Genomic DNA, 22032 nt, shown 5'->3' with positions numbered 1-22032 from the left:
ACGCCCAATCCTTCAGGCGTATTTTTCGGTTCCTTTTTACAAGAGAAAAAGGAACGTTTCAGAGGCCGCCGATTCGGCGGCCTCTCCTCTTCCCGGGGGCCTTTTTTCTTGTAAAAGGCCCCCGAACCCCCAAAATACGCTTGAAGCAGGGCCTGCGGGCCCGGGCTCAGGGCTCCGCCCTCGAAAAATCCCGGCGTTTTGAAAAAACGCCGGGACTTTTCTCACCCGCCGCCTTTTGAAAAAGGCGGGCGAAAACTTTTGGATCGGGCGGGCGAAACCTACTTGCGGGCGCGCTCGAGAATCGTCTGGAACGACGTGCCGTGCGGACGGTTGAACCGCCGCAGGTGGTAGAGCTGTTCCGGATCGCCCGTGATGTAGTTGAGCTTCTCCTCGCAGGTCAGCGCCGCCGAAAAGCCCATCCCCTGGATCACCGGCAGCGCCTCCTTGCTGATCTGCCCGAACGGGTAGGTGAAGCAGGTGGGCGTCCAGTCGAGGAACGCCGCGCATTCGTCCTGGAGCTTGCCGAGGTCCTCCTCCAGCATCGTCTGGTAGGCCGCCAGCCCCTCGCCCGACTTGCGCATCGAGCCGTGGCGGCCGTTCTGGTTCTCGTGCAGGTTGTAGGAGTGGTTCTGGATCTCCACGAGGCCGCTGTCCCGCATCTCGCGCAGCTCGTTCCACGTCGAGTGGGAATAGCGGATGTGATGGTCGTCCACCGCGGAATACTGGTCGGCGTACCGGCCCACAATGGAATAGACGGCCTTGAAGTCATACTCCTTCAGGATGGGGAAGACGTATTCGTGGAAGCTCTCGTACCCGTCGTCGAAGGTGATCATGACCGGGCGTTCGGGCAGCGGCGCGCCCTCCTCCACATAGGCGAGCAGGTCGGCGATCACGATCGGGGTATAGCCTTCCGTCTTCAGGTATTCCATGTCCGACCGGAACTCGTCGGGGGAGATGGTGTATTTGTTGAGCCGCGCCTGCTCCTTGAGCACGTGGTGGTACATCACGATCGGCAGTTCGATCCCGTCCGGTTCCGCCGGCGCGTTCGCGGACACCGCCCGGACGCCCTGCACGGCGATCCCGCCCAACGCCACCGCCAGCGCGAGGGCCAGCGGCAGGATCGCCCTGTTGATTGCCTTCATTGCGTCACTTCCCAAAGCGTTTTCTTCTGCATATCTATGCCCCGCGCGCCTGTCCATATGAGCATGGGGAATTTTTACTGGCAATCCGGCCGGGAGTATGGTATACTTACAGCTTACACAGTGAATGTGAATTGAACAAAAGGAATCTGCACAACTTATGAAATTTGATCAACTGAAATTGATACCGCCCATCCTGCGCGCCGCGGCCGACGAGGGCTACACCGCCCCGTCCCCCATCCAGCAAAAGGCGATCCCCCCCGCGCTCGAGGGCCGCGACGTGCTCGGCTGCGCCCAGACGGGCACCGGCAAGACCGCCGCCTTCGCCATGCCGATTTTGCAGCGGCTCTCCGCCCAGAAGCCCCAGCCGGGCGCGCCGCGCGTCATCCGCGCGCTCGTGCTCACCCCGACCAGGGAGCTCGCGCTCCAGATTTCCGACAGCTTCAAGGCCTACGGCCACTACCTGCGCCTGCGCACCGCCGTCATCTTCGGGGGCGTCTCCCAGAACCCGCAGGTGGACGAGCTTCGACGCGGCGTCGACATTCTCGTCGCCACCCCCGGCAGGCTCAACGACCTGATCGGGCAGGGGTATATCGACCTTTCGCGCGTCGAGACGCTGGTGCTCGACGAGGCCGACCGGATGCTCGACATGGGCTTCATCCACGATGTGGAGAAGATCATCGCCCGGGTGCCGCAGAAGCGGCAGACCCTCTTTTTCTCCGCGACGATGCCCGAGAGCATCATGCGCCTGTGCGACCGCATCCTCACCGACCCGGTCAAGGTGGCGGTGGATCCCGTCTCCTCCCCCGTCGAGGTGATCGACCAGCGGCTCTATTTTGTGGATAAGCCCAACAAGCGCCGTCTGCTCGTGCACCTGCTCAAGGACCCGGGCATCGTTTCGGCGCTCGTGTTCACCTTTACCAAGCACGGCGCCGACCGGGTGGCCCGGGAGCTCGACAAGGCGGGCGTCGAGGCGCAGGCGATCCACGGCAACAAGAGCCAGAACGCCCGCCAGCGGGCGCTGAGCGCCTTTAAGGCGGGGGAGATCCGCGTGCTCGTGGCGACCGACATCGCCGCGCGCGGCATCGACATCGACGAGCTCTCCCACGTTATCAACTACGACCTGCCCAACATCCCCGAGACGTATGTGCACCGCATCGGGCGCACGGCGCGCGCGGGGCTGTCGGGGACGGCGATCTCCTTTTGCAGCATCGAGGAGATGGACGAGCTCAAGGAGATTGAGAAGCTGATCGGCAAAAAGATCCCCGTGGTGGAGGACCACCCCTACCCGATGGAGGTGTTCGAGGCGCCGCCCAAGCAGCCGCGCCCCCAGCGCCCGCCGCGCGAGCAGCGCGCCGCGAAGCCGAAGCCGGTGCGTCAGCAGCCGCAGAAGCAGCAAAAGCCCGCCGGACGTTCCCCGCGCAAGCACTGAAACCAAAAAGGCAGCCGCACAGCGGCTGCCTTTTTTGATTTTTTGGCATAAAACGCCGGGAATTTTTTCCGGGACGCAGGAATCAGAGCTTTGCGCCGCACCGATTGCAGTAGAGGCTGTCCTTCTGCTGCGGCGCGCCGCAGGCGGGGCAGCGGGGGGCAAAGTTGTTGCGCAGCAGGCGCAGCCCGCCCGGCGGGACGGTGCATGTTTCACCGTGCGCGAGGCGGCGGCCGAGCGCGGGGTCGAGCTCGAAGACGCTCGCGCAGCGGGGGCAGGTAGCCAGATAGACCGAATCGTATTTGACGAGCGGGATGAAAAAGAAGTGGACGTAGCTGTAGCGGCGGCAGACGCTGAGGGACGCCGTTTCCCCGCAGGCGGGACAGGCCGCCGCGGAAACCTGTCCGGCGGGTACTACTTTGCTGTTCGCGCCGAATATACCTAGAAAGAACATCTCTGTCACCTCCGGGAACCGTTGGTACCAGTGTATACTAAATGTTGAAAAAGTCAACCGGAAAAGACAGATATTTGCCCGGGACACTTGACCGAATTGGGCAAAACGTGTAAAATTATGTTGAGTTATCGTGTGGAAAGGAAAATCAGCATGAAAAAGACGTTAAGCGTTATACTGTCGGTATTTCTGCTGGTTGGCATGGCCGGCTGCGGAAGCCGGGCTGCCGGCGATGACATCGCGGGAGGCCGGGGGGACGCCGCGCAGGCGGTCACCCTGAGCAGGACGGAAACGACAAGCGTGTACGGCGTGGAAGCGCCGGGCAGCGACGAAAATATCCTCCTCGGCGCCGGGCTGCTGGCGGCGAACGCCCCGCGGGAGGGACAGAAGATCTCCTCCGCCCCGCAGGGGGAGGTGCGCGCCGTATGGATGTCCTACCTGACGCTCGAGCCGATGGTGAAGGGCAAGACGAAGGCGCAGTTCACCGCCAACGTCGGCGCGGCCTTCAAGAAGGCTGCCGACTTCGGCTTCAACACCGTGTTCGTGCAGGTGCGGCCGTTCGGTGACGCGCTCTACGCGTCCGACTTTTTCCCCTGGTCCCGCTACCTGACGGGCACCGAGGGGCAGGACCCCGGCTACGACCCGCTGGAAATCATGTGCGCGCTGGCGGACGAAGAGGGGCTGCGCATCGAGGCGTGGCTCAACCCCTACCGCGTGCGGATCGGCGACCAGCCGATGTCGAGCGACAACCAGGCGAAAATCTGGCTCAGCCAGGGCAGCGACGCGGCGCTCGAATGGAACGGCGGCGTCTACTACAACCCCGGCAGCCCCGCCGCGCGCAAGCTCATTGTGAACGGCGTGCGGGAGATCGTGCGGAACTATGATGTGGACGGCGTCCACTTTGACGACTACTTCTATCCGACGACCGATTTTGCCTTCGACAGCGCGACCTACCGCGCCTCGGGCTCGAACCTCTCCCAGGCCGACTGGCGGCGGGAAAACGTGGATATCCTCGTCCGGGAGGTCTACGCGGCGATCAAGGAATTGAAGCCCGCCTGCCTCTTCGGCATCAGCCCGCAGGGCAACGTCAAGACCAACTATGAAAGCCAGTTCGCGGACGCGTCCGTCTGGCTCTCCAACCCCGGCTATGTCGACTACATCTGCCCGCAGGTCTACTACGGCTATGACAACGCGACCTGTCCCTACGCCGAGACGGTGAGGAAATGGGCGGACATGATCAAGGTGGACGGCATCAAGCTCTATGTGGGCATCGGGGCCTACAAGATCGGCACCGAGGACACATGGGCGGGCGCGGGCCGCGACGAGTGGCTCGGGACCACCGACCTGCTCGCCCGGATGGTGACGACCGCGCGGGACGCGAAGCACTACGGCGGCGTGGCCTTCTACAGCTATGAATCCCTCTTCGTTTCGCCGGGCAGGCAGATGCAGGCGGAGGAACGGAACCTCAAAAAGATTTTCTGACAGCCGTTGACGCGGGGCGGGTTCTCGGACCCGCCCCATACGGTATCCGGACAGGCCCCGCCGGGGCGGTCCGCGCGGGGAGGAAACCAGCTTGCCAAGAAACGGCCCCAACCGCAAAAAACTCGCCCTCGCCCTGTCGGCGGCGTTCATCCTGATGACGCTGCTGATGGGGGTTTTGGCGTTTCTCGGCGGGGATTTGATCGGCGGGGACGGGCCGGAAAGCCCGGACGCCGCCGTCATGGCTTCCGCGGACGGGGAACCGGAGTCCTCCGACGGGGAAGAGCCACGGGACGCGGACAGTCCGGAGGAGTCCTCCGGGTCCGGGGAGGAACCGGAGGAGGAGCCCGAGCCCGAACCGGTCTACTTTAACGTCCCGGACGAGCTGCGGGCGGTGATGATCTCGGCGGGGACCGACTACCTGACGACCGACGCGCCGCTCTCGGCGGCGGAGCTGGGCGGCCAGCTCGACCGGGCGCTCGCGGCCGCGCAGGAGCTGACGATGAATTCGATCATCATCGACACGAAGTACCGCGACGCCGTCCTCTTTACGAGCGACACGCTCGAGGCGGCGCCGCTTGAAATCGACGTGACCAGCTATCTCGCGGACAAGGCCCGCGAGATGGGCTTCTACGTCTACGCGACCTACGACGTGTCCGATCTCGCGGGCGACGACGGCAAATACCTGCGCGCCGCGAACGCGGACGGGAGGACGCTCGACAGCGTGCGGGAGAACGTCGGCTCCTTTGCGGAAACGTACAAGCTGGACGGCATCCTGCTCGACGGGTACGAAAACCCCGCCGACGGGCAAAGCTACGCCCAGTACCTCGAAAACGGCGGCGGCGTTGGCTATCAGAATTACCTGCGGCAGGTGCCGTCGGCGCTCGTGAGCGCGGCGGCCTCCGCCGTGCGGGAGCGCGCGCCCGGCACCCAGGTGGGACTGCTGGCGGACGCCGTGTGGGAGAACGCCGCGGAAAACCCCGGCGGCACCGACACCAAGGCGGAGCGGACCGCGCTCGGCTACGGCAACGCGGACACGAAAGCGATGGTCGAGAGCGGGCTCTTCGACTTCGTGATGGTCAAAAACTACGGCTCCACCAACGAGGAGACGGCGCGGTTCGGCGTCGTGGCCGAGTGGTGGAAGCAGGTGGCGCGCGGGGCCGACACCACCCTTTACATGATGCACGCGGCCGACCGCGTGGGCACCCAGTCGATCGGCTGGACGGTCTACGAGCAGCTCACCAAGCAGGTCATCGACCTGCAGGAGCTGGGCGGCGTGTCGGGCAACGCGTTCAACTCCCTGGCGGCGCTCTCCGCCAACCCCGGCAACAGCACGACCACCCTCGTGCAGTACCTCAATAACGAGATCAACGAGCAGTGGGTGCTCACCCAGCTCGCCATCACCACCCCGCAGCAGATGACCTTCACGACCAAGGAGCAGTCGGTCACCTTCCAGGGCGCGTCCGACCCGCAGGCGGAGGTCACGATGAACGGGGAGACGATCCCCACCAACGAGAGCGGCTACTTCGCCATCCGCGAGGACCTGACGCCGGGGCTCAACACCTTCACCTTTGTGCACAAGGGCAAGACCCTCACCTACAGCATCACGCGGCAGGTGCAGGTCATCAAGGAGGTCACCCCGACCGGCAAGCTGGCGGTCGACGGCGGCATGGAGGTCACCGTCTCGGTGCTCGCCTACGAGGACGCCAAGGTGAGCGCGAGCGTCGGCGGGCAGACGATCACCCTCTCCCAGACGGAGGACGAGACCGACGAGGCGGACTCGCTGTCCGGCTACAAGCGGTTCACCGGCGTGTTCACCGCGCCGAGCGCCTCCGCCTCCGCCACCACGATGGGCAACATCACCTTTACCGCCACCGCGCAGGGGGAGACCCAGTCGGTGGAGGGCGCGCTCGTCACCGTCAACAAGCGGGCGGTCATGGGCGAGGGGTCGGTCGTCTACGTCGTCGCCGACCAGGCGGAGACCTTCCCCATCAATACCCTCAACGACAACTCCAGCCCGGGCTATTTCCCGCTGCCCAAGGGCACGGTGGACAAGACCTACGGGGACGAGATCGTCTACAAGAACGGCAGCGTCACCAAGACCTACTGGAAGCTCGAATCGGGCGTGCGCGTCTATTCGGACGACATCAAGGCGTCGGGCGGCTCGATGCCCGACCAGAACGTCATCAGCGGCATGTCGGTCAAATCGTCGGGCGCCTACACGAGCGTCTCGCTGGAGATGGATCAGAAGGTGCCCTACAAGGTCGCCTACGACGGCTCGCAGATCATCTTCAAGTTCGACTACACCGCCCGTACCCCCGACTCCGACTCGATCAAGTCCAACGCGCTCTTCAAGTCGGCAAAATGGGAGGGCTCCAACCTCAACCTCACCCTCAGGAAGGCGGGCGGCTTCCTTGGCTACAAGGCGTACTACGAGGGCAACAGCCTCGTTTTGCGCTTCAACAATTCCCCCGGCTCCCTCTCGGGGGCGCGGATCGTGGTCGACCCCGGGCACGGCGGAAACGACCCGGGAAACCTCGGCTTCTACCCCGGCAAGGACGAGGCGGACATCAACCTCGCGGTGGCCAAAAAGCTCGTCAGCGACCTCAAGAGCCAGGGCGCGACGGTGCTGATGGCCGAGCCCGGCTCGACGATGGCCACCCGCATGGCGGCGGCCCGCGCCTTCAACGCGCAGGTGCTCGTTAGCGTCCACAGCAACTCCGCCCCCAACGTCAAGGCGACCGGCACCGAGGTCTACTACTTCTATCCCTTCTCCAAGCAGCTCGCGGCGAACATCTCCGCCAACGTCTCCAAGGCGCTCGGCTCGGACAACCGCGGCGCCAAGGCGGGGCTCTACTACATGACCCGCGAGAGCCAGTTCGCCTGCGTGCTCGCCGAGCTGGGCTTCATGTCCAACGAGGGGGAATACACCAAGCTGATCAACTCGAAATATCAGAGCCGCATGGCCGAGGCGATCGCCAACGGCATCAGCGCCTACCTCGGCGGCGCCAGCTCGGGGAGCTATTCCTCCGGCGGCGACGATGAGGACGAGGACGACGATGACGATGAGGACGGCGGGAACCTCCGCCTCAACGAGACGGAGCTCGACCTCGAGGTGGGCGACACCTTCCCGCTCAAGGTGAGCGGCGCGGGCGGCGCGGACGTCTCGTGGGAGACGGACGACAAGTCGGTCGCGACGGTCAATTCCTCCGGCAAGGTGGTCGCCAAGGGGGAGGGCAAAACCCGCATCACCGCCTACACCGACGACGACGAGGCGCGCTGCACCGTCTATGTCGGCGGGGGAAGCGGCGGCGACGGCGGCGACGTGACGAAGATCGTCGTCGAGGCGGATGAGGAGGAGATCGAGGTGGGGACCCGCACGACGCTTTCGGTGCGGGTGTCGCCCTCCGACGCGGACGACGACCGGGTCAAGTGGGTGACCGATGACGACGACATCGTCGAGCTCTCCAACCTCACGTCCTCCTCCTGCAAGGTGGAGGGCCTGCGGGACGGCACCGCCACGATCACCGCCATCGCGCGGGACGGCAGCGGGATGCGCGGCTCGATCGACATCGTGGTGGGCACCGGCAAATATAGGCAGACCAGCAAGGACACGAGCAGTACCGCGCCCAAGAAGGGGGTCAAGGTCGAGGCGATCTCGATCGACGGGCCGTCGACCCTCTACGTGGGGGACGGGCGCTCGGTCTACACCGGCACGGTGTCGCCCGCCAACGCGGAGGACCCCGGCATCAAGTGGTCGGTGACCGACCGCGACATCCTCGAGCTCTATAACACCGACGACGAGAACGTCGTCAAGGTGGAGGGCCTCAAGGCGGGCACCGCCTACCTCGTGGGCGAGCCCTACGACAAGAGCAAGGTCGTCAAGAAGTTCAAGATCACCGTCAAAAAATGAGCATGCACAGATATAACAAACCTTCGCGTGCATTTTGCGAAGGTTTGTTATGTTTTTTCTGTTGCATGGGCGGGCGGATGCTGGTATAATAGAACGAGTGATAAAAAATTATTATTTTCTGGGAGATTTGATAAAAAATTAACTCTTTCAAAATGTGCTGTGCGTTGGCGCGCGGCCTGAAATAGGAGTGAGCGTATGTACAAGATTGTCAAGAAGCGGGCGCTGAACGACACGGTGACGCTGATGGAGATCGAGGCCCCGCACATCGCCAAAAAGGCGAAGGCGGGCCAGTTCATCATCTTCCGCGTCGACGAGCGGGGGGAGCGGGTGCCGCTGACCATCGCGGACTATGACCGCGAAAAGGGCACCGTGACGATCATCTTCCAGATCGTCGGCGCCTCCACCAAGCTGCTGAACACCCTCGGGGAGGGCGACAGCCTGCTCGACTTCGTCGGGCCGCTCGGCCAGCCGACCCACGTGGGGCCGGAGGTCAAACGGGTGTGCGTGATCGGCGGCGGCGTGGGCACCGCGATCGCCTATCCGCAGGCCAAGGCGCTGCACGCGGCGGGGCTGGAGGTGGATATGATTGCGGGCTTCCGCTCGAAGGAGATCGTCATCCTCGAGGAGGAGATGAAGGCGGTCACCGACCATCTCTACCTGATGACCGACGACGGCAGCTACGGCGAGAAGGGGCTCGTCACCCAGAAGCTCGAGGAGCTCATCAAGGCGGGGAACCCGTACGACCTGGTCATCGCGATCGGGCCGGTGATCATGATGAAGTTCGTCGCCGCCGCGACGAAGCCCTACGGCATCAGGACGCTCGTCTCCCTCAACCCGATCATGGTCGACGGTACCGGCATGTGCGGCGGGTGCCGCGTGAAGGTCGGCGGGCAGACGAAATTCGCCTGCGTGGACGGCCCGGATTTCGACGGCCACGAGGTCGATTTTGACGAGCTGATGAAGCGCAACAGCTTTTATAAGGAGCGCGAGATGGCCGACCGGGAGGACCCGGCGCACGTCTGCCGCCTGACGGGAGGGAAACGCCATGCCTAACATGTCCTTAAAGAAGAACCCCATGCCGGAGCAGGCCCCCGACGTGCGCAACAAGAACTTTGAAGAGGTCGCGCTTGGCTATACCGCCGAGATGGCGGTGGACGAGGCGAAGCGCTGCCTCCACTGCAAAAACAGGCCGTGCGTCGCGGGCTGCCCGGTCAACGTACGGATTCCGGAGTTCATCGCGAAGGTGGCGGAGGGGGATTTTGCCGGCGCTTACCGGGAGATCGCCCTGACCAATTCGCTGCCCGCCGTCTGCGGGCGGGTGTGCCCGCAGGAGAACCAGTGCGAGGGCAAGTGCGTGCGCGGCGTCAAGGGGGAGCCGGTGGGCATCGGCCGCCTCGAGCGGTTCGTGGCCGACTGGTGGATGGAAAACGGCTCGGAGGAGCTTACCCGCCCCGCCTCCAACGGGCACCGGGTCGCAGTGGTCGGCGCCGGCCCGGCGGGGCTTACCTGCGCGGGCGACCTCGCCAGGATGGGGTATGAGGTCACCGTCTTCGAGGCGCTCCAGACGGCGGGCGGCGTGCTCGTCTACGGCATCCCGCAGTTCCGCCTCCCCAAGGAGATCGTCGCCCGCGAGGTGGGCGCGCTCGAAAGGCTCGGCGTGGAGATGAAGCCCGATATGGTCATCGGCAAGGTCGATTCGGTCGACGAGCTCTTCGAGCAGGGCTTTGAAGCGGTCTTTATCGGTTCGGGCGCGGGGCTCCCGAGCTTTATGAACATCCCCGGCGAAAACCTGCTGGGGGTCTATTCCGCCAACGAGTACCTCACCCGCATCAACCTCATGAAGGCCTATCGCGAGGGGTACGACACCCCGATCGCCAGGAGCCGCAGGGTCGCCGTCGTGGGCGGCGGCAACGTGGCGATGGACGCGGCCCGCTGCGCCAAGCGGATGGGCGCGGAAGAGGTGTATATCGTCTACCGCCGCAGCGAGGTCGAGCTCCCGGCGCGCGCCGAGGAGGTCCACCACGCCAAGGAGGAGGGGATCCTCTTCCAGCTCCTCCGGAATCCCGTGCAGATCCTCGGGGACGAAAACGGCCGCGTCAAAGCGATCGAGTGCGTCGAGATGGAGCTGGGCGAGCCGGACGCGTCGGGCCGCCGCCGTCCGATCGAAAAGCAGGGCAGCAACTTCACGATCGACGTGGACACGGTGATCATGGCGATCGGCACGAGCCCCAACCCGCTCATCCGGTCGACGACCACCGGGCTGGAGGCCAACAGAAAGGGCTGCCTCGTGGCGGACGAACGCGGCGCGACGACCAAGCCGGGCGTGTTCGCGGGCGGCGACGCGGTGACGGGCGCGGCCACGGTCATCCTCGCGATGGGCGCGGGCAAGACCGCCGCCCAGTCGATCGACGAGTACATCAAATCCAAATAACCAGATTTCCATGAGCGGTTTGTCCGGCGGACAAACCGCTCATTTTTTTGCGCCCGCCCGCATAGACTTGTCTTAGAAGGACAGCAAAGGAGCGGGATGGCATCATGATCGACCAGAGGATACGCCGGTATCCGCCGCGCGCGGGGATGCGCAGGCGGCGGGAGAGGGACCCCTATCTCTTCACGGTGATCGTGCAGATCGTCCTGTGCGCGGCGCTGCTGCTCGGCTGCCTGGGGCTGCGGAGGTTCCAGCCGGGGGCCGCGCGGGGAATGGCGGAGCTCTTTGACGGGCTGCTGACCGCCGATCGGGTGGAGATCCCGAGCGGGACGGGGGTGGCGGCGGTCTCCGCGCGGGCGCGGGAAGCGGCGGATCACGCGGCGGACGCCGCCGCGCGGGTGCTGACCGAGCTGCTCACGCCGCCCGCCGCTCAGCCGCCGTCCCCGGACGCGCCCGGGGACGGCGATGCCGGAGGAAGCGGCGGCGGGAGTACCGCCGCCGCTTCCTCCGGTCCCTCCGCTCCGGCGGAGGGGCTGAGCGGCGCGGGCGGCTGGTTCGGGCGCGGCGACGCGGCGGGGAAGGAGGCCCCCTCCTCCTGCGCCTTTTCGCCGATCCTCGTCTCGGCGCGGGTGGACGCGCCGGCCGGGGGCGCTGTGACCTCGCCGTTCGGCTGGCGGGAGCACCCCATCTCGGGTGCGGAGGACTTCCACAGGGGGGTGGACATCGCGGCGGCTTCGGGCAGCGGCATCTACGCGTCGCTGCCGGGGCGGGTCGCGGAGGTGGACAGCTCCCCCATCTACGGCAACTACATCACCCTTGACCACGGCGGCGGGCTGACGACCACCTACTGCCATTGCGAGTCGATCGCCGCGCCGCTCGGCGCGAACCTGCGGCGGGGGGAGCTCGTCGCGCTGGTGGGCAGCACGGGCATCTCCACCGGGCCGCACGTCCACTTTGAGATCAGCAAGGACGGCCGGTACTACAACCCCGCGTGGGTGCTCGACGGGATGGACGCCGATGGAGTTTGAGTGGGGCGGCACGCGCTATTCCTTCACCTTCGGCTTCTTCGCGGTGCTCGCGCTCTGGCTGCTCTGCGACCGTTCGGGGCTCGGCCTGCCCGCGCTGGGGGGCGTGCTCGTGCACGAGGGCGGGCATATCCTCGTCATGCGCCTGACGGGCGCGCGGATTCTCGCCATGCGGTTCTGCGCGGTCGGGGTGCGGCTGGAAAAACGCGGTCTGCTCTCCTACGGCCGGGAAACGGCCGTCTACCTCGGCGGCGTGGCGGCGAACCTGCTCGCCGCGGGGGCGTGCGTCCTCCTCTGCGGCTGGAACGGCTTCGCCGCCGCAAACCTGGCGCTCTGCATCTTCAACCTCCTGCCGGTCGGCCGGCTGGACGGCGGAGTGCTGCTGGGGCTCGCGCTCTGCCGCGCCGGGAAGCCCGAACAGGCGGCGTTCTGGCAGAAGCTCGCGGGGTTCGCGGTGCTCACGCCCCTCTTCGCGGCGGCCCTCCTGCTGCTGCCGCGCGGCAATTATACGATGCTTTTGACCGCGCTTTATCTCGCGGCCACCCTCCTGCGGGGATAGGACGAAGGCCCCTCCGGCGCTGCCGGAGGGGCCTTCGGTTTGTCATTCGGCGGGATGTGTGGTAAAATGCAGGAGGAAGCGGCGGCCTCTTTTTTCACAAAATTTTGCCTGCCCGGATGAAAACCGCCAAAATCCGACACTGTTTCAATATCGGATTCGACGGACATGGGAGGAGGGCTTTGGATGAAACGGATGCTCTGCACGCTCGCGGCGGGTTTGCTCTGCCTGTCGCTGGCCGCCTGCGAAAGCCCGGGGGCGGACGCTCCCGGCGGGGCGCTGTCCGGTTCCCCGCCCGTGACGGCGGGCGTTACCCCGGCGGAATCGGAGCCCGCGCCCGGATCGGCGGAGGAGTCCCCCAAAGCGTTCCCGGAGGAGGCGGTCATCCTGAGGCCCATGGAGGGAATCGGGAAGAGCGAACTGATCTATGGGGATTTCTTACAGTCGGGAGACGTGCTGGTGTGCAGCTGGTATGAACGGAAGGGAGAGGGCTCCGAACTCCATTGGATGATCGGGGCGTTTGACCTGTCTTCGGGGGAGATGCGCTACCGGTTTCCGGTAGACGAGCTCGTCTGGGGGATGGAGAAGGTCTCATACGGCCCCTATGACTACCGGGTCCTGCTCACGGACCGGATGCTCTACCGGAGCAGCACCGACGAAACGGCCGAAGAGGTCGTGCCGCTGCCGGAGAATATCGCGCTGCTGGAGTTTGGCCTTTCGACCAGATATTCGCCCTGCGCCTATGACTATAGCGGGAACGCCTTTACCTGGGCGGCGGAGGACGGCATTTGGATTTCGGACGCGCGGGGCGAAAACGCCCGAAGAATCCTGAACAACAGCGATCTGCCCGACGGGATGGGGGCCACGCCCGATGCGCCGCCCTATCTTCTCTACGCCCCGCGGTTTCTCTGCAATGGGGAAAAGGTGGCGGCCGCGCTCTTTTCTCCGTATGCGGGAGACGGGGAACACTATGCGGGCGCGGTTCTGTGCGATCTGGAAACAGGGGCGCGGACAGAGCTGGAAGTGGGCAGGCGGACCAACGGGTCGATCAAGTGCGGCGTCGAGGACCGCTATGTGATCTCACAAAGCGCCTCATATACCGTCGTTCTGGATGCGCAGACCGGCGAAACCCGAAAATATGAAATCCACTATAGCGATTTGTATCCGGACCTTCTTTTGGAAGCCCGGACGCTTGTTCGGGCCGGCGCGGATGAAAACAGGGAAACCCGTTTTTATATCTGTTCCCTCGACGACCCGGACGACCGTTCCCACCCGCTGCCCGATCCCTGGAAAGCTCCGTATGAGACCATGTTCGGGCCACGGGACCTCACGGAATCCTATGTTTATTTTGAAGATGCGGACGGCGACGGCCCGTGGCTGGCCGCCGTGAAATACCGCTAGGGGGGATTTGATGAAACGAGGACTCTGCGTCCTGCTGGCGCTGGCGCTCTGCCTCTTTGCGGCGGGCTGCGTGCAGCCGCCCGTGGAGGGCCCCGCGCCCGCCAAAGAGCCCGCGCGGCCGGCGCCGGAAAAGACGGACGACCCGCTCCTGCTCGCGATGGAAGCCGAACTGACGGGCGCGCGTCCCGGCGACGTGCGCATCGACCCGCCGGGCGAATTCCAGCGGGTGAGGATGTCCCGCGCGCTGGTGGAGGGGATCGCGAACCTGCTGACCGTCTCGCCCTTTGAGCGGGTGGAGATGCGTTCCATCGAGGGGGAGGAGGATCTCGGCTACCAGCAGGTGAGCGTGCTGGGCGGCGGGAAGGTCTGTTCCCTCGAGCTCTTCCTCTGCGGGGAGAGCCACGAGCTGTATCCCGGGAAGACGGTGCTCTGGCTCCAGGTCGGGGACGAGACGGGGCAGTACCTGTTCGGCGGGGAGGTCTATGACGGGATCGCCCGGTTGGTCGGGAAAAATACCCTCCCCGACGCCGTGAGCCTCGAGGGGGAGTACCTGCCGCTCGATTCGCCGGATCCCGGCTCGCAGGACCTCTATCCGCGGGAGCTGCTTCAGCTCGGCGGGGTCCTGCTGGTCCGCTATGAGGACGCGGACGGCAAGGCGCTTTTCGAGGCGTTCGACACCTCGAGCGGGGAGGCGCTTTACGACTTTTCGCCGGAAGCCGGGGTCGACCGGATGGAGAGGACCACCTACAACGGCTGGGACTACCGTCTCGTTCAGGATAACGGTGTCGTCTCCTACCGCTCCGCCTCCGATCCGGAAAAATCGGAGGAGTACCGCCTCCCGCTCGAGCTGTGGCGGCGGATGTCCGGGGAGCGGCCGGGCGGCTACGACCTCGACCCGGCATCCGGGGCCGCCGCCTGCGCCGACGGCGAGGGGGTGTGGCTCGCCGGACCCGGCGGCACGGTGCGGCGGGCGCTTTCCTCCGACAGCCTCGCCGAGGCGCTGGGGGACCGCTATCCCGCCAACGCGCCGGAGGATTTCCCGCAGCCGCGCTATACGGAGCCGCGCCTGCACGGGGGCGGAAGGCTGCTGACCGCGGTCGCGTCGATCCCGGGCGCGCAGTCGGATTACGCCGCGCTGGCGGTCTGCGACCTGGCCGCGGGGACGGTCGGCTATTACCGGAATTTCGGCGTGATGCGTTCGGGGACGGCCTATCCGGACGATATGACCGTCGTGATGCGCTCCGACACGGTCGACACGGTGCTCGACCTCTCGACGGGCGAGACGCGGGAAAGCCCGGTCATGCTCGACCGCGGGGTGCGGGAGCTCTTCACCGCGGACTATGAAAATTACCTCTCCGTGCGGACTTCCCGCGCGGACGACGGGCAGAATCTCGTGGAGCTCACCGCCTACGGGGAGGACAAGCCCCTCTTCACCGCGGCGGGCGGGCAGTTCTACGTGGCGGGCGTCACGCCCGATTACGCGCTCTGCCGCTACCGGGACGGGCAGCAGGCGGAGACCCTGCTGCTCCGGTGGAACCGCGCGGGCGCGCTGACGCTCCACTCCCTGCTCGCGGGCGAGACGGAGCGCGCGGGCGCGACCCCGATCGACGCCTACGGGACGGGGGAATCGGTGGCCGTGCTGGCCCGCGCGGCGGACGGGAGCTGGTTCGTCGAATCGTTCGACGCGAAGACGGGCCGCAGCTTCGGGGACGGCGTCCGGCTCGACCGGGAGACCCGCCCCGTCGCGCTCGCGCCCGTCTATGACCGGGCGGGGTACGACTACCGGCTGCTCACCTCCGGGTCGGTGTTCTACGGCAAGTTCGGGCAGCGGCTCCCCGTGGAGGAATACGCCCTGCCCGACCGCATCGCAACCGCTCTGCTCCCGGACGACGGCTCCTTCGACCTCTCGGGGGAGACGATCGCCTACGCGGCGGACGACGGCATCTGGACCGCCCGCGCCGACGGTACGGGGGAACAGCTCCGGCTCCCCAACCGGGAGATCGGCCAGCGGACGGACAACATCCCCGCGCGCTACGCCTTCCCCCGCCTGATGGGCGGCGGGCGCTTCCTCGTCGGGATGCAGGCGATTCTGGGCGGCGAGACCTTCTACTGCGGGTTCACCGTCCTGGACCTTGTCACCGGGGAAAAGACGGAGGTCTTCGACCCGGACGGCTATTTCCCGGGCGGCGTCCTCTATCCGAACGACTATACCGTCGGGCTGCGGCAGGGGGAGACGGTCGACTATTACTCCCTGCCCGACCTGCGGCGCACGGCCGGACCGGGCGAGCCCTATCCAAGCGAAGCCTACCGGTTCGCATAGCTTGCATTTACCCCCCATTTCATGTAAAATGGGGGGTAGCTTTTTGAGAGGATGTTTCAAATCATGAATGTGAGAAAGGCGCTCGAACGGGTGCTTTTGCAGGTACAGAAGCCCGCGCGCTACACCGGCGGCGAGCTCGGCAGCATTGTAAAGGATCCGGCGAAGGTGGACGTGCGGTTCGCCTTCTGCTTCCCCGACCTCTATGAGGTGGGGATGTCGCACCTCGGCATGAAGATTCTCTACTCGTTGATGAACGAGCGGGAGGATATCTGGTGCGAGCGGGTGTTCGCGCCGGGCGACGACCTGGAGCGGCTGATGCGGGAGCACCGGATCCCCCTCTTCGGGCTCGAGAGCCTCGACGCCGTCACCGATTTCGACTTCATCGGCTTCACGCTGCAATACGAACTGAGCTTCACCGCCATCCTCAACATGCTCGACCTCGCGGGGCTGCCGGTGCGCTCCAAGGACCGCACCGGCCTTTCGCCGCTCGTCGTGGCGGGAGGTCCCTGCGCCTGCAACCCCGAGCCGATCTCGGCGTTCATCGACCTGTTCATCCTCGGCGAGGGGGAGGAGGTCAACCTCGAGTTGATCGACCTCTACAAGATCGCCAAGCGGGAGGGCTGGGACAAGCAAACCTTCCTGCGCCGCGCCGCGCGGATCGGGGGCATCTACGTCCCCTCCCTCTACGACGTCAGCTACCGGGAGGACGGCACGATCGAAGCCGTCACCCCGCGGGAGGGTGCGCCCGCCCGGGTCCTGAAGCGGATCGTCAGGGATTTCGACGGCGTCTACTACCCGAAGGATTTCGTCGTGCCCTTCACCGAGACGGTGCACGACCGCGCGATGGTCGAGGTGCTGCGCGGGTGCATCCGCGGATGCAGGTTCTGCCAGGCGGGGTTCCTCTACCGCCCGCTGCGCGAAAAGCGCCACGCCACCCTCGACCGGCAGGCGCACGACCTGTGCGACCACACCGGCTACGACGAGGTGTCGCTCACGAGCCTTTCGACGAGCGACTATTCCGAGCTCGAGCCGCTTCTGAACGACATGCTCTCCTGGACCGAGCGGGACGCGGTCAACATCGCGCTGCCGTCGCTCCGGGTGGACAACTTCTCCAGGGAGCTGGTCGAGCGGATCGCGGCGGTGCGCAAATCCTCCCTCACCTTCGCGCCCGAGGCCGGGACCCAGCGGCTGCGGGACGTCATCAACAAGAACGTCTCCGAGGAGGAGGTGCTGCGCACCTGCCGCACCGCCTTCGAGGGGGGCTACAGCAATGTGAAGCTCTACTTCATGATGGGGCTCCCCACCGAGACGGACGAGGACGTGGCGGGCATCATCCGCCTCGCGCAGAAGGTGGTCGACATGTTCTACCGCCTGCCCGACCGCCCCAAGGGGCGCGGGGTCAGCGTGACCGTCTCGGTCGCCTGCTTCGTGCCCAAGCCGTTCACCCCCTTCGAGTTCGAGCCGCAGGACACGCGGGAGGAGCTGCGGCGCAAGCAGCGCATCCTGCTCGACACGGTGAAGAGCAAGAAAATCACCGTCAAATACCACGACAGCCCGACGAGCTTTCTGGAAGCGGCGCTCGCGCGCGGCGACCGGCGGCTGTGCCCCGTCGTCGAATACGCGTGGCGGCTGGGCTCGAAGCTCGACGGCTGGAACGACTTCTTCTCGATGGAGCGGTGGGAGGACGCCGCCGAGGTGTGCGGCGTGGACTTCTCCTTCTACGCGAACCGCCGGAGGAGCTACGGCGAGGTTATGCCGTGGGACCATCTCGACTATGGGGTGACGAAGGCGTACCTCATCCGCGAGCACGAGCGCGCGCTCGCCGCGCAGGTGACGCCCCACTGCCGCCTCAACTGCTCCGGCTGCGGCGCGAACAAGCTGGTGGGGGGTGCCTGCTTTGGGAAATGAGCTCTTCAAAATGACCGTCCGGGTCTTTTACCGGAAGCTCGGGCGGATCAAATACATCTCCCACCTCGACATGGTGCGCTGCATCTCCCGCGCGCTCAAGCGCTCGGGACTGCCGGTGTGGCACACCCTCGGCTTCCACCCGCACGTCTACCTGACCTTCGCGCTGCCGCTCGCGCTCGGCTATGAGAGCACCTGCGAGTCGATGGATTTCCGCCTCACCGGGGAGCTGCCGATGGAGGAGGTGGTGGAGCGCCTCAACACCGTGCTGCCCGAGGGGGTCCGCTGCTACCGCGCGGCTCCGGCCGGACAGAAGCCGGAGGCGATCGCGTGGGCGGACTACGAGATCACCCAGGAGTTCGACGGGATGACGGCGGAGGCCGCCGCGGAAAAATTCGCGGCGTGGCGGAACCGGGAGACGGTCCCCGTCGTCAAGAAGGGCAAAAAGGGGGAGCGCGTGATCGACGCGAAGCCGCACTTTTCGGTGCGGGAGGAGCGCGCGGCGGGCGACACCCTCGTTTTTACGATGCGCGCCGCCGCCGGCAACACGCTCAACCTCAACCCCACCCTGCTGCTCGACGCGTTCGCGGCGGAGGAGGGGGTGCGCGCGGACTGGATGCGGGTGGTGCGCACCGCGGTTCTGGACCAGGATGGAAACCCATTTGAATAGGAGGCATGCAGGATGATTACAAGAAAACGGGAGCTTCCCGAGACGGTCAAGACGCAGATGCGCGGCGGCGACGGGGAGGTGCGCATGAAGGAGCTTTTGCAGCCCGGGCAGTTCTGCGGGCACGGCAGGCTCTTCAATCACATGGTCCTCGCGCCCGGCTGCTCGATCGGCTACCACGAGCACCAGGGCGAGAGCGAGACCTTTTACATCCTCGCGGGCGAAGCGCGCTACAATGACAACGGCACCGAGGTCACGCTCTCCCCGGGAGACTGCGCGCACACCGCGTCGGGCCAGGGGCACAGCATCGCAAACGCGGGGGAGACGCCGCTCGAGTTCATCGCGCTCATCGTAAATTCGTAAAAAACAGGAAGAAAATACTTGCATTTTGGATTCCCCTGTGGTATCCTATATAAGCATGTAATGAACGTTGTGATCCTGCAACGGGATTTCACGCCCAATCCAGCCGGATTGAACATGAAACCGGACAGTCCTCTGCCATCGATTTTGGGCATGAATGTCTGCAAAAAATAAGGAGGAAGCAGTAATGGACGCTTTGAAGCAGATCGTCACCGATTGCACGAAAGCAGAGCTGCCCAAGATCGAGATCGGCGATACCGTCAAGGTACACGTTTGGATCAAAGAGGGCGAGAAGAAGAGGGTTCAGGTTTTTGAGGGAACGGTCATTGCCAAGAAACACGGCGGCATCTCCGAGACCTTCACCGTCCGCCGCGTGGCCCACGGCTGCGGCGTCGAGAGGGTTTTCCCCATCCATTCCCCCAACATCGACAAGGTGGAGCTGGTCAGGAACGGACGCGTCCGCCGCAGCAAGCTCTACTACCTGCGTGACCGTGTCGGCAAGGCCGCCAAGGTCAAGGACACCATTCGATAAGAACGCTTTTGAAAGGGACGTGAAAACGTCCCTTTCTGTTTTGTCCGGACATGCGCCGGACAAAACTCCCCTTAAAAAAGGGGGCGCACACGAGGGGGATGAGGGAGCAAGGCCGCAGGCCGCGGCAATCCGGTTCCCCCTCGTGCAGCCTGCGGGCGGCCCCGCAGGCTGGGGACGTGAAAACGTCCCTTTTCTTTTTCCGCTTCTTCGGCCGCGCCCCGGCCGGCGCCGTCCGCCTTGAATCGCGGGACGGGGTGTGTTATACTGAAAATCTATCAATGGAAAGGTCCGGGCTTCCGGAAGGATGGGCGTATGTTGGAACAGCAGTACAGGACCCGACAGGACGCGCGGCGGGAACACGACTTCCGCTACGACATCAAGAACTCCCTGAACGCCAGGGAACGGCGCCGCGGCGCGGTGGCCGAGGTGTACGAATGGGTGGAGTCGTGCGTGATCGCGGTGGGGGTCATCCTGCTGATCTTTGCGTTCGCGGCGCGCACCGCGACGGTGTCCGGCCCCTCGATGCTGCCCACCCTGCGCGACGGCGACCGCCTGCTGCTGGTGCAGGCGGGCTACCACGACCCCCAATACGGCGACGTGGTCGTCATCGACCGCAGCCAGAAGGGGGAGCCGCCGATCATCAAGCGGGTGATCGGCCGCGCGGGGGACGAGATCGACATCGACTTTGAAACCGGGCAGGTCCGCCGCAACGGGCAGATGCTGGACGAGCCCTACTTAAACGAGCCCACCCTCACCCGGCGGGACGTGGAGTTCCCGGTGACGGTGCCCGAGGGGAGCGTCTTCGTGATGGGGGACAACCGCAACCACTCGGCCGACAGCCGCACGCGGGAGATCGGCATGATCGACCTGCGGCGGGTGATGGGCAAGGCGGTCTACCGCTTCCTGCCGGCGGGCAGGGCGGGGGAGATCGACTGACGACAGAATGACTGGAATGGAGAGGATGCAGATGGACGCTGCGGAATACAGGGACAATCAGCCGGAGGCGAAAAGCGCGGTGAGCGAGGCGTACGAGTGGGTGGAATCGTTTTTGGTGCCGCTGCTCGCCTTCCTGCTCATCTTCACCTTTTTCGCGCGGCTCGCGACGGTCAACGGCATTTCGATGCTGCCGACCCTCCACAACGGCGAGCGGCTGATCCTCCAGCAGGCGGGCTACGCGCCGGAATACGGCGACGTGGTCGTCGTCGACCGCTCGATCACCGACGAGGACGCGATCGTCAAGCGGGTGATCGGCAAGGAGGGGGACGTCATCTTCATCGATTTCGCGTCGGGGGAGGTGTGGCGCAACGACACCCTGCTCGATGAGCCCTACATCAACGAACCCACGATGCTCCAGTACGACATCTCCTTCCCGGTGAAGGTGCCGGCGGGTTGCGTCTTCGTGATGGGGGACAACCGCAACCATTCGCTCGACAGCCGGTCGAGCGACATCGGCATGGTCGACGTCCGCCACATCATGGGCAAGGCGGTCTTCCGCTTCTTCCCATTCAACAAGTTCGGAGGGATTTCATGAGTACCCAGCAGCCCGGCGTCCCGGCGGCAGAGGTCCCGTCGATCCAGTGGTTCCCGGGGCACATGGCCAAAACCCGGCGGCTGATGAGCGAGAGCCTGAAGCTCGTCGACATCGTCGTCGAGCTGACCGACGCGCGGATTCCCGCGTCGAGCCGCAATCCGGAGATCGACAAGCTCGTGGGGCAGAAGCCCCGCGTGATCCTGCTCAATAAATGCGATTCCGCCGACGACGGGGCGACCCGCCGCTGGGTGGATTACTATACCCGAAAGGGCGTCCCCGCCATCGCGACCGACTGCCGCAGCGGCAAGGGCCTGGGGGCCTTCCTGCCGCTCGTGAAGAGCGCGCTTTCGGCGCAGCTCGCGCGCAGGGCGGAGAAGGGGATGGGCGGCCAGCCGATCCGCATGATGATCGTTGGCATCCCCAACGTCGGCAAGTCCTCCCTCATCAACCGCCTCGCGGGCGCGAAGCGCGCGAAGGTGGAGGACCGCCCGGGCGTGACGCGCGGGCGGCAGTGGGTGTCGCTCGCGGGCGGGATCGACCTGCTGGACATGCCGGGAGTGCTCTGGCCTAAGTTCGAGGACCCCGCCGTCGGGGAGCGGCTCGCCTTCACGGGCGCGGTCAAGGACGACGTGCTCGACGCCGAGCTGCTCGCGATGCGGCTGCTCTGGCTTTTAAACGCCGAATACCCGGCGCAGCTCGCCGCGCGCTATCACCTGAAGGAGGGGGAGACGGACGGGCTCGACGCCTACGGGCTGCTCTGCCTCGTGGGGAAAAAGCGCGGGATGCTCGTCCCGGGCGGCGAGGCCAACACCGAACGGGCGGCGATCACCGTGCTCGACGAATTCCGCAGCGGAAAGCTCGGCAGGCTGACGCTGGAACTGCCGCCGGAGGACTGA

Annotated in this window: 18 protein-coding genes; 16 read left to right on the top strand and 2 right to left on the bottom strand. The window is 65.5% G+C overall.

Annotation, left to right across the window (positions count from 1 at the left end):
• Positions 1-278: 278 nt before the first annotated feature.
• Positions 279-1142, bottom strand: a complete 864-nt coding sequence (locus RCI06_RS04290; RefSeq protein ID WP_276873445.1) for a polysaccharide deacetylase family protein — start codon at positions 1140-1142, stop codon at positions 279-281.
• A gap of 157 nt (positions 1143-1299) precedes the next feature.
• Here RCI06_RS04290 and RCI06_RS04285 point away from each other — a divergent pair, with 157 nt between their 5' ends.
• A complete protein-coding gene (locus tag RCI06_RS04285) occupies positions 1300-2571 on the top strand; it encodes a DEAD/DEAH box helicase (RefSeq protein WP_306574498.1) in 1272 nt (423 codons plus the stop codon).
• An 82-nt stretch (positions 2572-2653) separates the two neighbouring features.
• Here RCI06_RS04285 and RCI06_RS04280 read toward each other — a convergent pair whose 3' ends face one another.
• Entirely contained in the window at positions 2654-3022 is a 369-nt protein-coding gene (locus RCI06_RS04280; RefSeq protein ID WP_306574495.1) for a zinc-ribbon domain-containing protein, read from the bottom strand.
• 150 nt (positions 3023-3172) lie between these two features.
• Between RCI06_RS04280 and RCI06_RS04275 the strand changes: the two genes are divergently transcribed.
• The 15 genes from RCI06_RS04275 to ylqF all read left to right on the top strand — a co-directional run bounded on the left by RCI06_RS04275 (position 3173) and on the right by ylqF (position 22032).
• Complete coding sequence (locus RCI06_RS04275) at positions 3173-4501, top strand: family 10 glycosylhydrolase (protein WP_256152744.1); 1329 nt, start codon at positions 3173-3175, stop codon at positions 4499-4501.
• A 91-nt stretch (positions 4502-4592) separates the two neighbouring features.
• Entirely contained in the window at positions 4593-8411 is a 3819-nt protein-coding gene (locus RCI06_RS04270) for an N-acetylmuramoyl-L-alanine amidase (RefSeq protein WP_306574492.1), read from the top strand.
• Between the two features lie 195 nt (positions 8412-8606).
• The gene (locus RCI06_RS04265) at positions 8607-9464 is read left to right on the top strand and encodes a sulfide/dihydroorotate dehydrogenase-like FAD/NAD-binding protein (protein WP_306574489.1); all 858 of its coding nucleotides are present in this window, start codon (positions 8607-8609) and stop codon (positions 9462-9464) included.
• Positions 9457-10842: an NADPH-dependent glutamate synthase gene (gltA, locus tag RCI06_RS04260; RefSeq protein ID WP_306574485.1), complete on the top strand. Its 1386-nt coding sequence runs from the start codon at positions 9457-9459 to the stop codon at positions 10840-10842. The genes RCI06_RS04265 and gltA overlap by 8 nt, the downstream gene beginning before the upstream one ends.
• Positions 10843-10946: 104 nt before the next feature.
• Positions 10947-11867: a M23 family metallopeptidase gene (locus tag RCI06_RS04255; protein ID WP_306574482.1), complete on the top strand. Its 921-nt coding sequence runs from the start codon at positions 10947-10949 to the stop codon at positions 11865-11867.
• The gene (locus RCI06_RS04250) at positions 11857-12423 is read left to right on the top strand and encodes a hypothetical protein (protein WP_101549722.1); all 567 of its coding nucleotides are present in this window, start codon (positions 11857-11859) and stop codon (positions 12421-12423) included. Before RCI06_RS04255 ends, RCI06_RS04250 begins: the two co-directional genes overlap by 11 nt.
• Positions 12424-12606: 183 nt before the next feature.
• Positions 12607-13821: a hypothetical protein gene (locus tag RCI06_RS04245; protein WP_306574479.1), complete on the top strand. Its 1215-nt coding sequence runs from the start codon at positions 12607-12609 to the stop codon at positions 13819-13821.
• Positions 13822-13831: 10 nt separating this feature from the next.
• Positions 13832-16141, top strand: coding sequence for a hypothetical protein (locus tag RCI06_RS04240; protein ID WP_306574476.1), 2310 nt, complete (start codon positions 13832-13834; stop codon positions 16139-16141).
• Positions 16142-16204: 63 nt separating this feature from the next.
• Positions 16205-18049: a TIGR03960 family B12-binding radical SAM protein gene (locus RCI06_RS04235; RefSeq protein WP_306574473.1), complete on the top strand. Its 1845-nt coding sequence runs from the start codon at positions 16205-16207 to the stop codon at positions 18047-18049.
• Positions 18039-18716, top strand: coding sequence for a TIGR03936 family radical SAM-associated protein (locus RCI06_RS04230; RefSeq protein WP_306574470.1), 678 nt, complete (start codon positions 18039-18041; stop codon positions 18714-18716). The genes RCI06_RS04235 and RCI06_RS04230 overlap by 11 nt, the downstream gene beginning before the upstream one ends.
• A 12-nt stretch (positions 18717-18728) precedes the next feature.
• Positions 18729-19076, top strand: a complete 348-nt coding sequence (locus RCI06_RS04225) for a cupin domain-containing protein (protein WP_101549733.1) — start codon at positions 18729-18731, stop codon at positions 19074-19076.
• 184 nt (positions 19077-19260) lie between these two features.
• The gene (gene rplS, locus RCI06_RS04220; RefSeq protein WP_101549735.1) at positions 19261-19605 is read left to right on the top strand and encodes a 50S ribosomal protein L19; all 345 of its coding nucleotides are present in this window, start codon (positions 19261-19263) and stop codon (positions 19603-19605) included.
• A 312-nt stretch (positions 19606-19917) separates the two neighbouring features.
• Positions 19918-20541, top strand: a complete 624-nt coding sequence (gene lepB, locus RCI06_RS04215; protein ID WP_302822479.1) for a signal peptidase I — start codon at positions 19918-19920, stop codon at positions 20539-20541.
• A gap of 31 nt (positions 20542-20572) precedes the next feature.
• On the top strand, positions 20573-21136 hold the full coding sequence (gene lepB, locus RCI06_RS04210; RefSeq protein ID WP_172439172.1) for a signal peptidase I: 564 nt from the start codon (positions 20573-20575) through the stop codon (positions 21134-21136).
• Positions 21133-22032, top strand: coding sequence for a ribosome biogenesis GTPase YlqF (gene ylqF, locus RCI06_RS04205; protein ID WP_302822481.1), 900 nt, complete (start codon positions 21133-21135; stop codon positions 22030-22032). Before lepB (RCI06_RS04210) ends, ylqF begins: the two co-directional genes overlap by 4 nt.

It is taken from the genome of Anaerotruncus massiliensis (ex Togo et al. 2026) (genome assembly GCF_030825285.1).
In the GTDB taxonomy this organism is placed as follows: Bacteria; Bacillota; Clostridia; order Oscillospirales; family Ruminococcaceae; genus Anaerotruncus; species Anaerotruncus massiliensis.
Note: the sequence above shows the minus strand (reverse complement) of the source record. Positions and strands in the feature narration are given on the sequence as shown.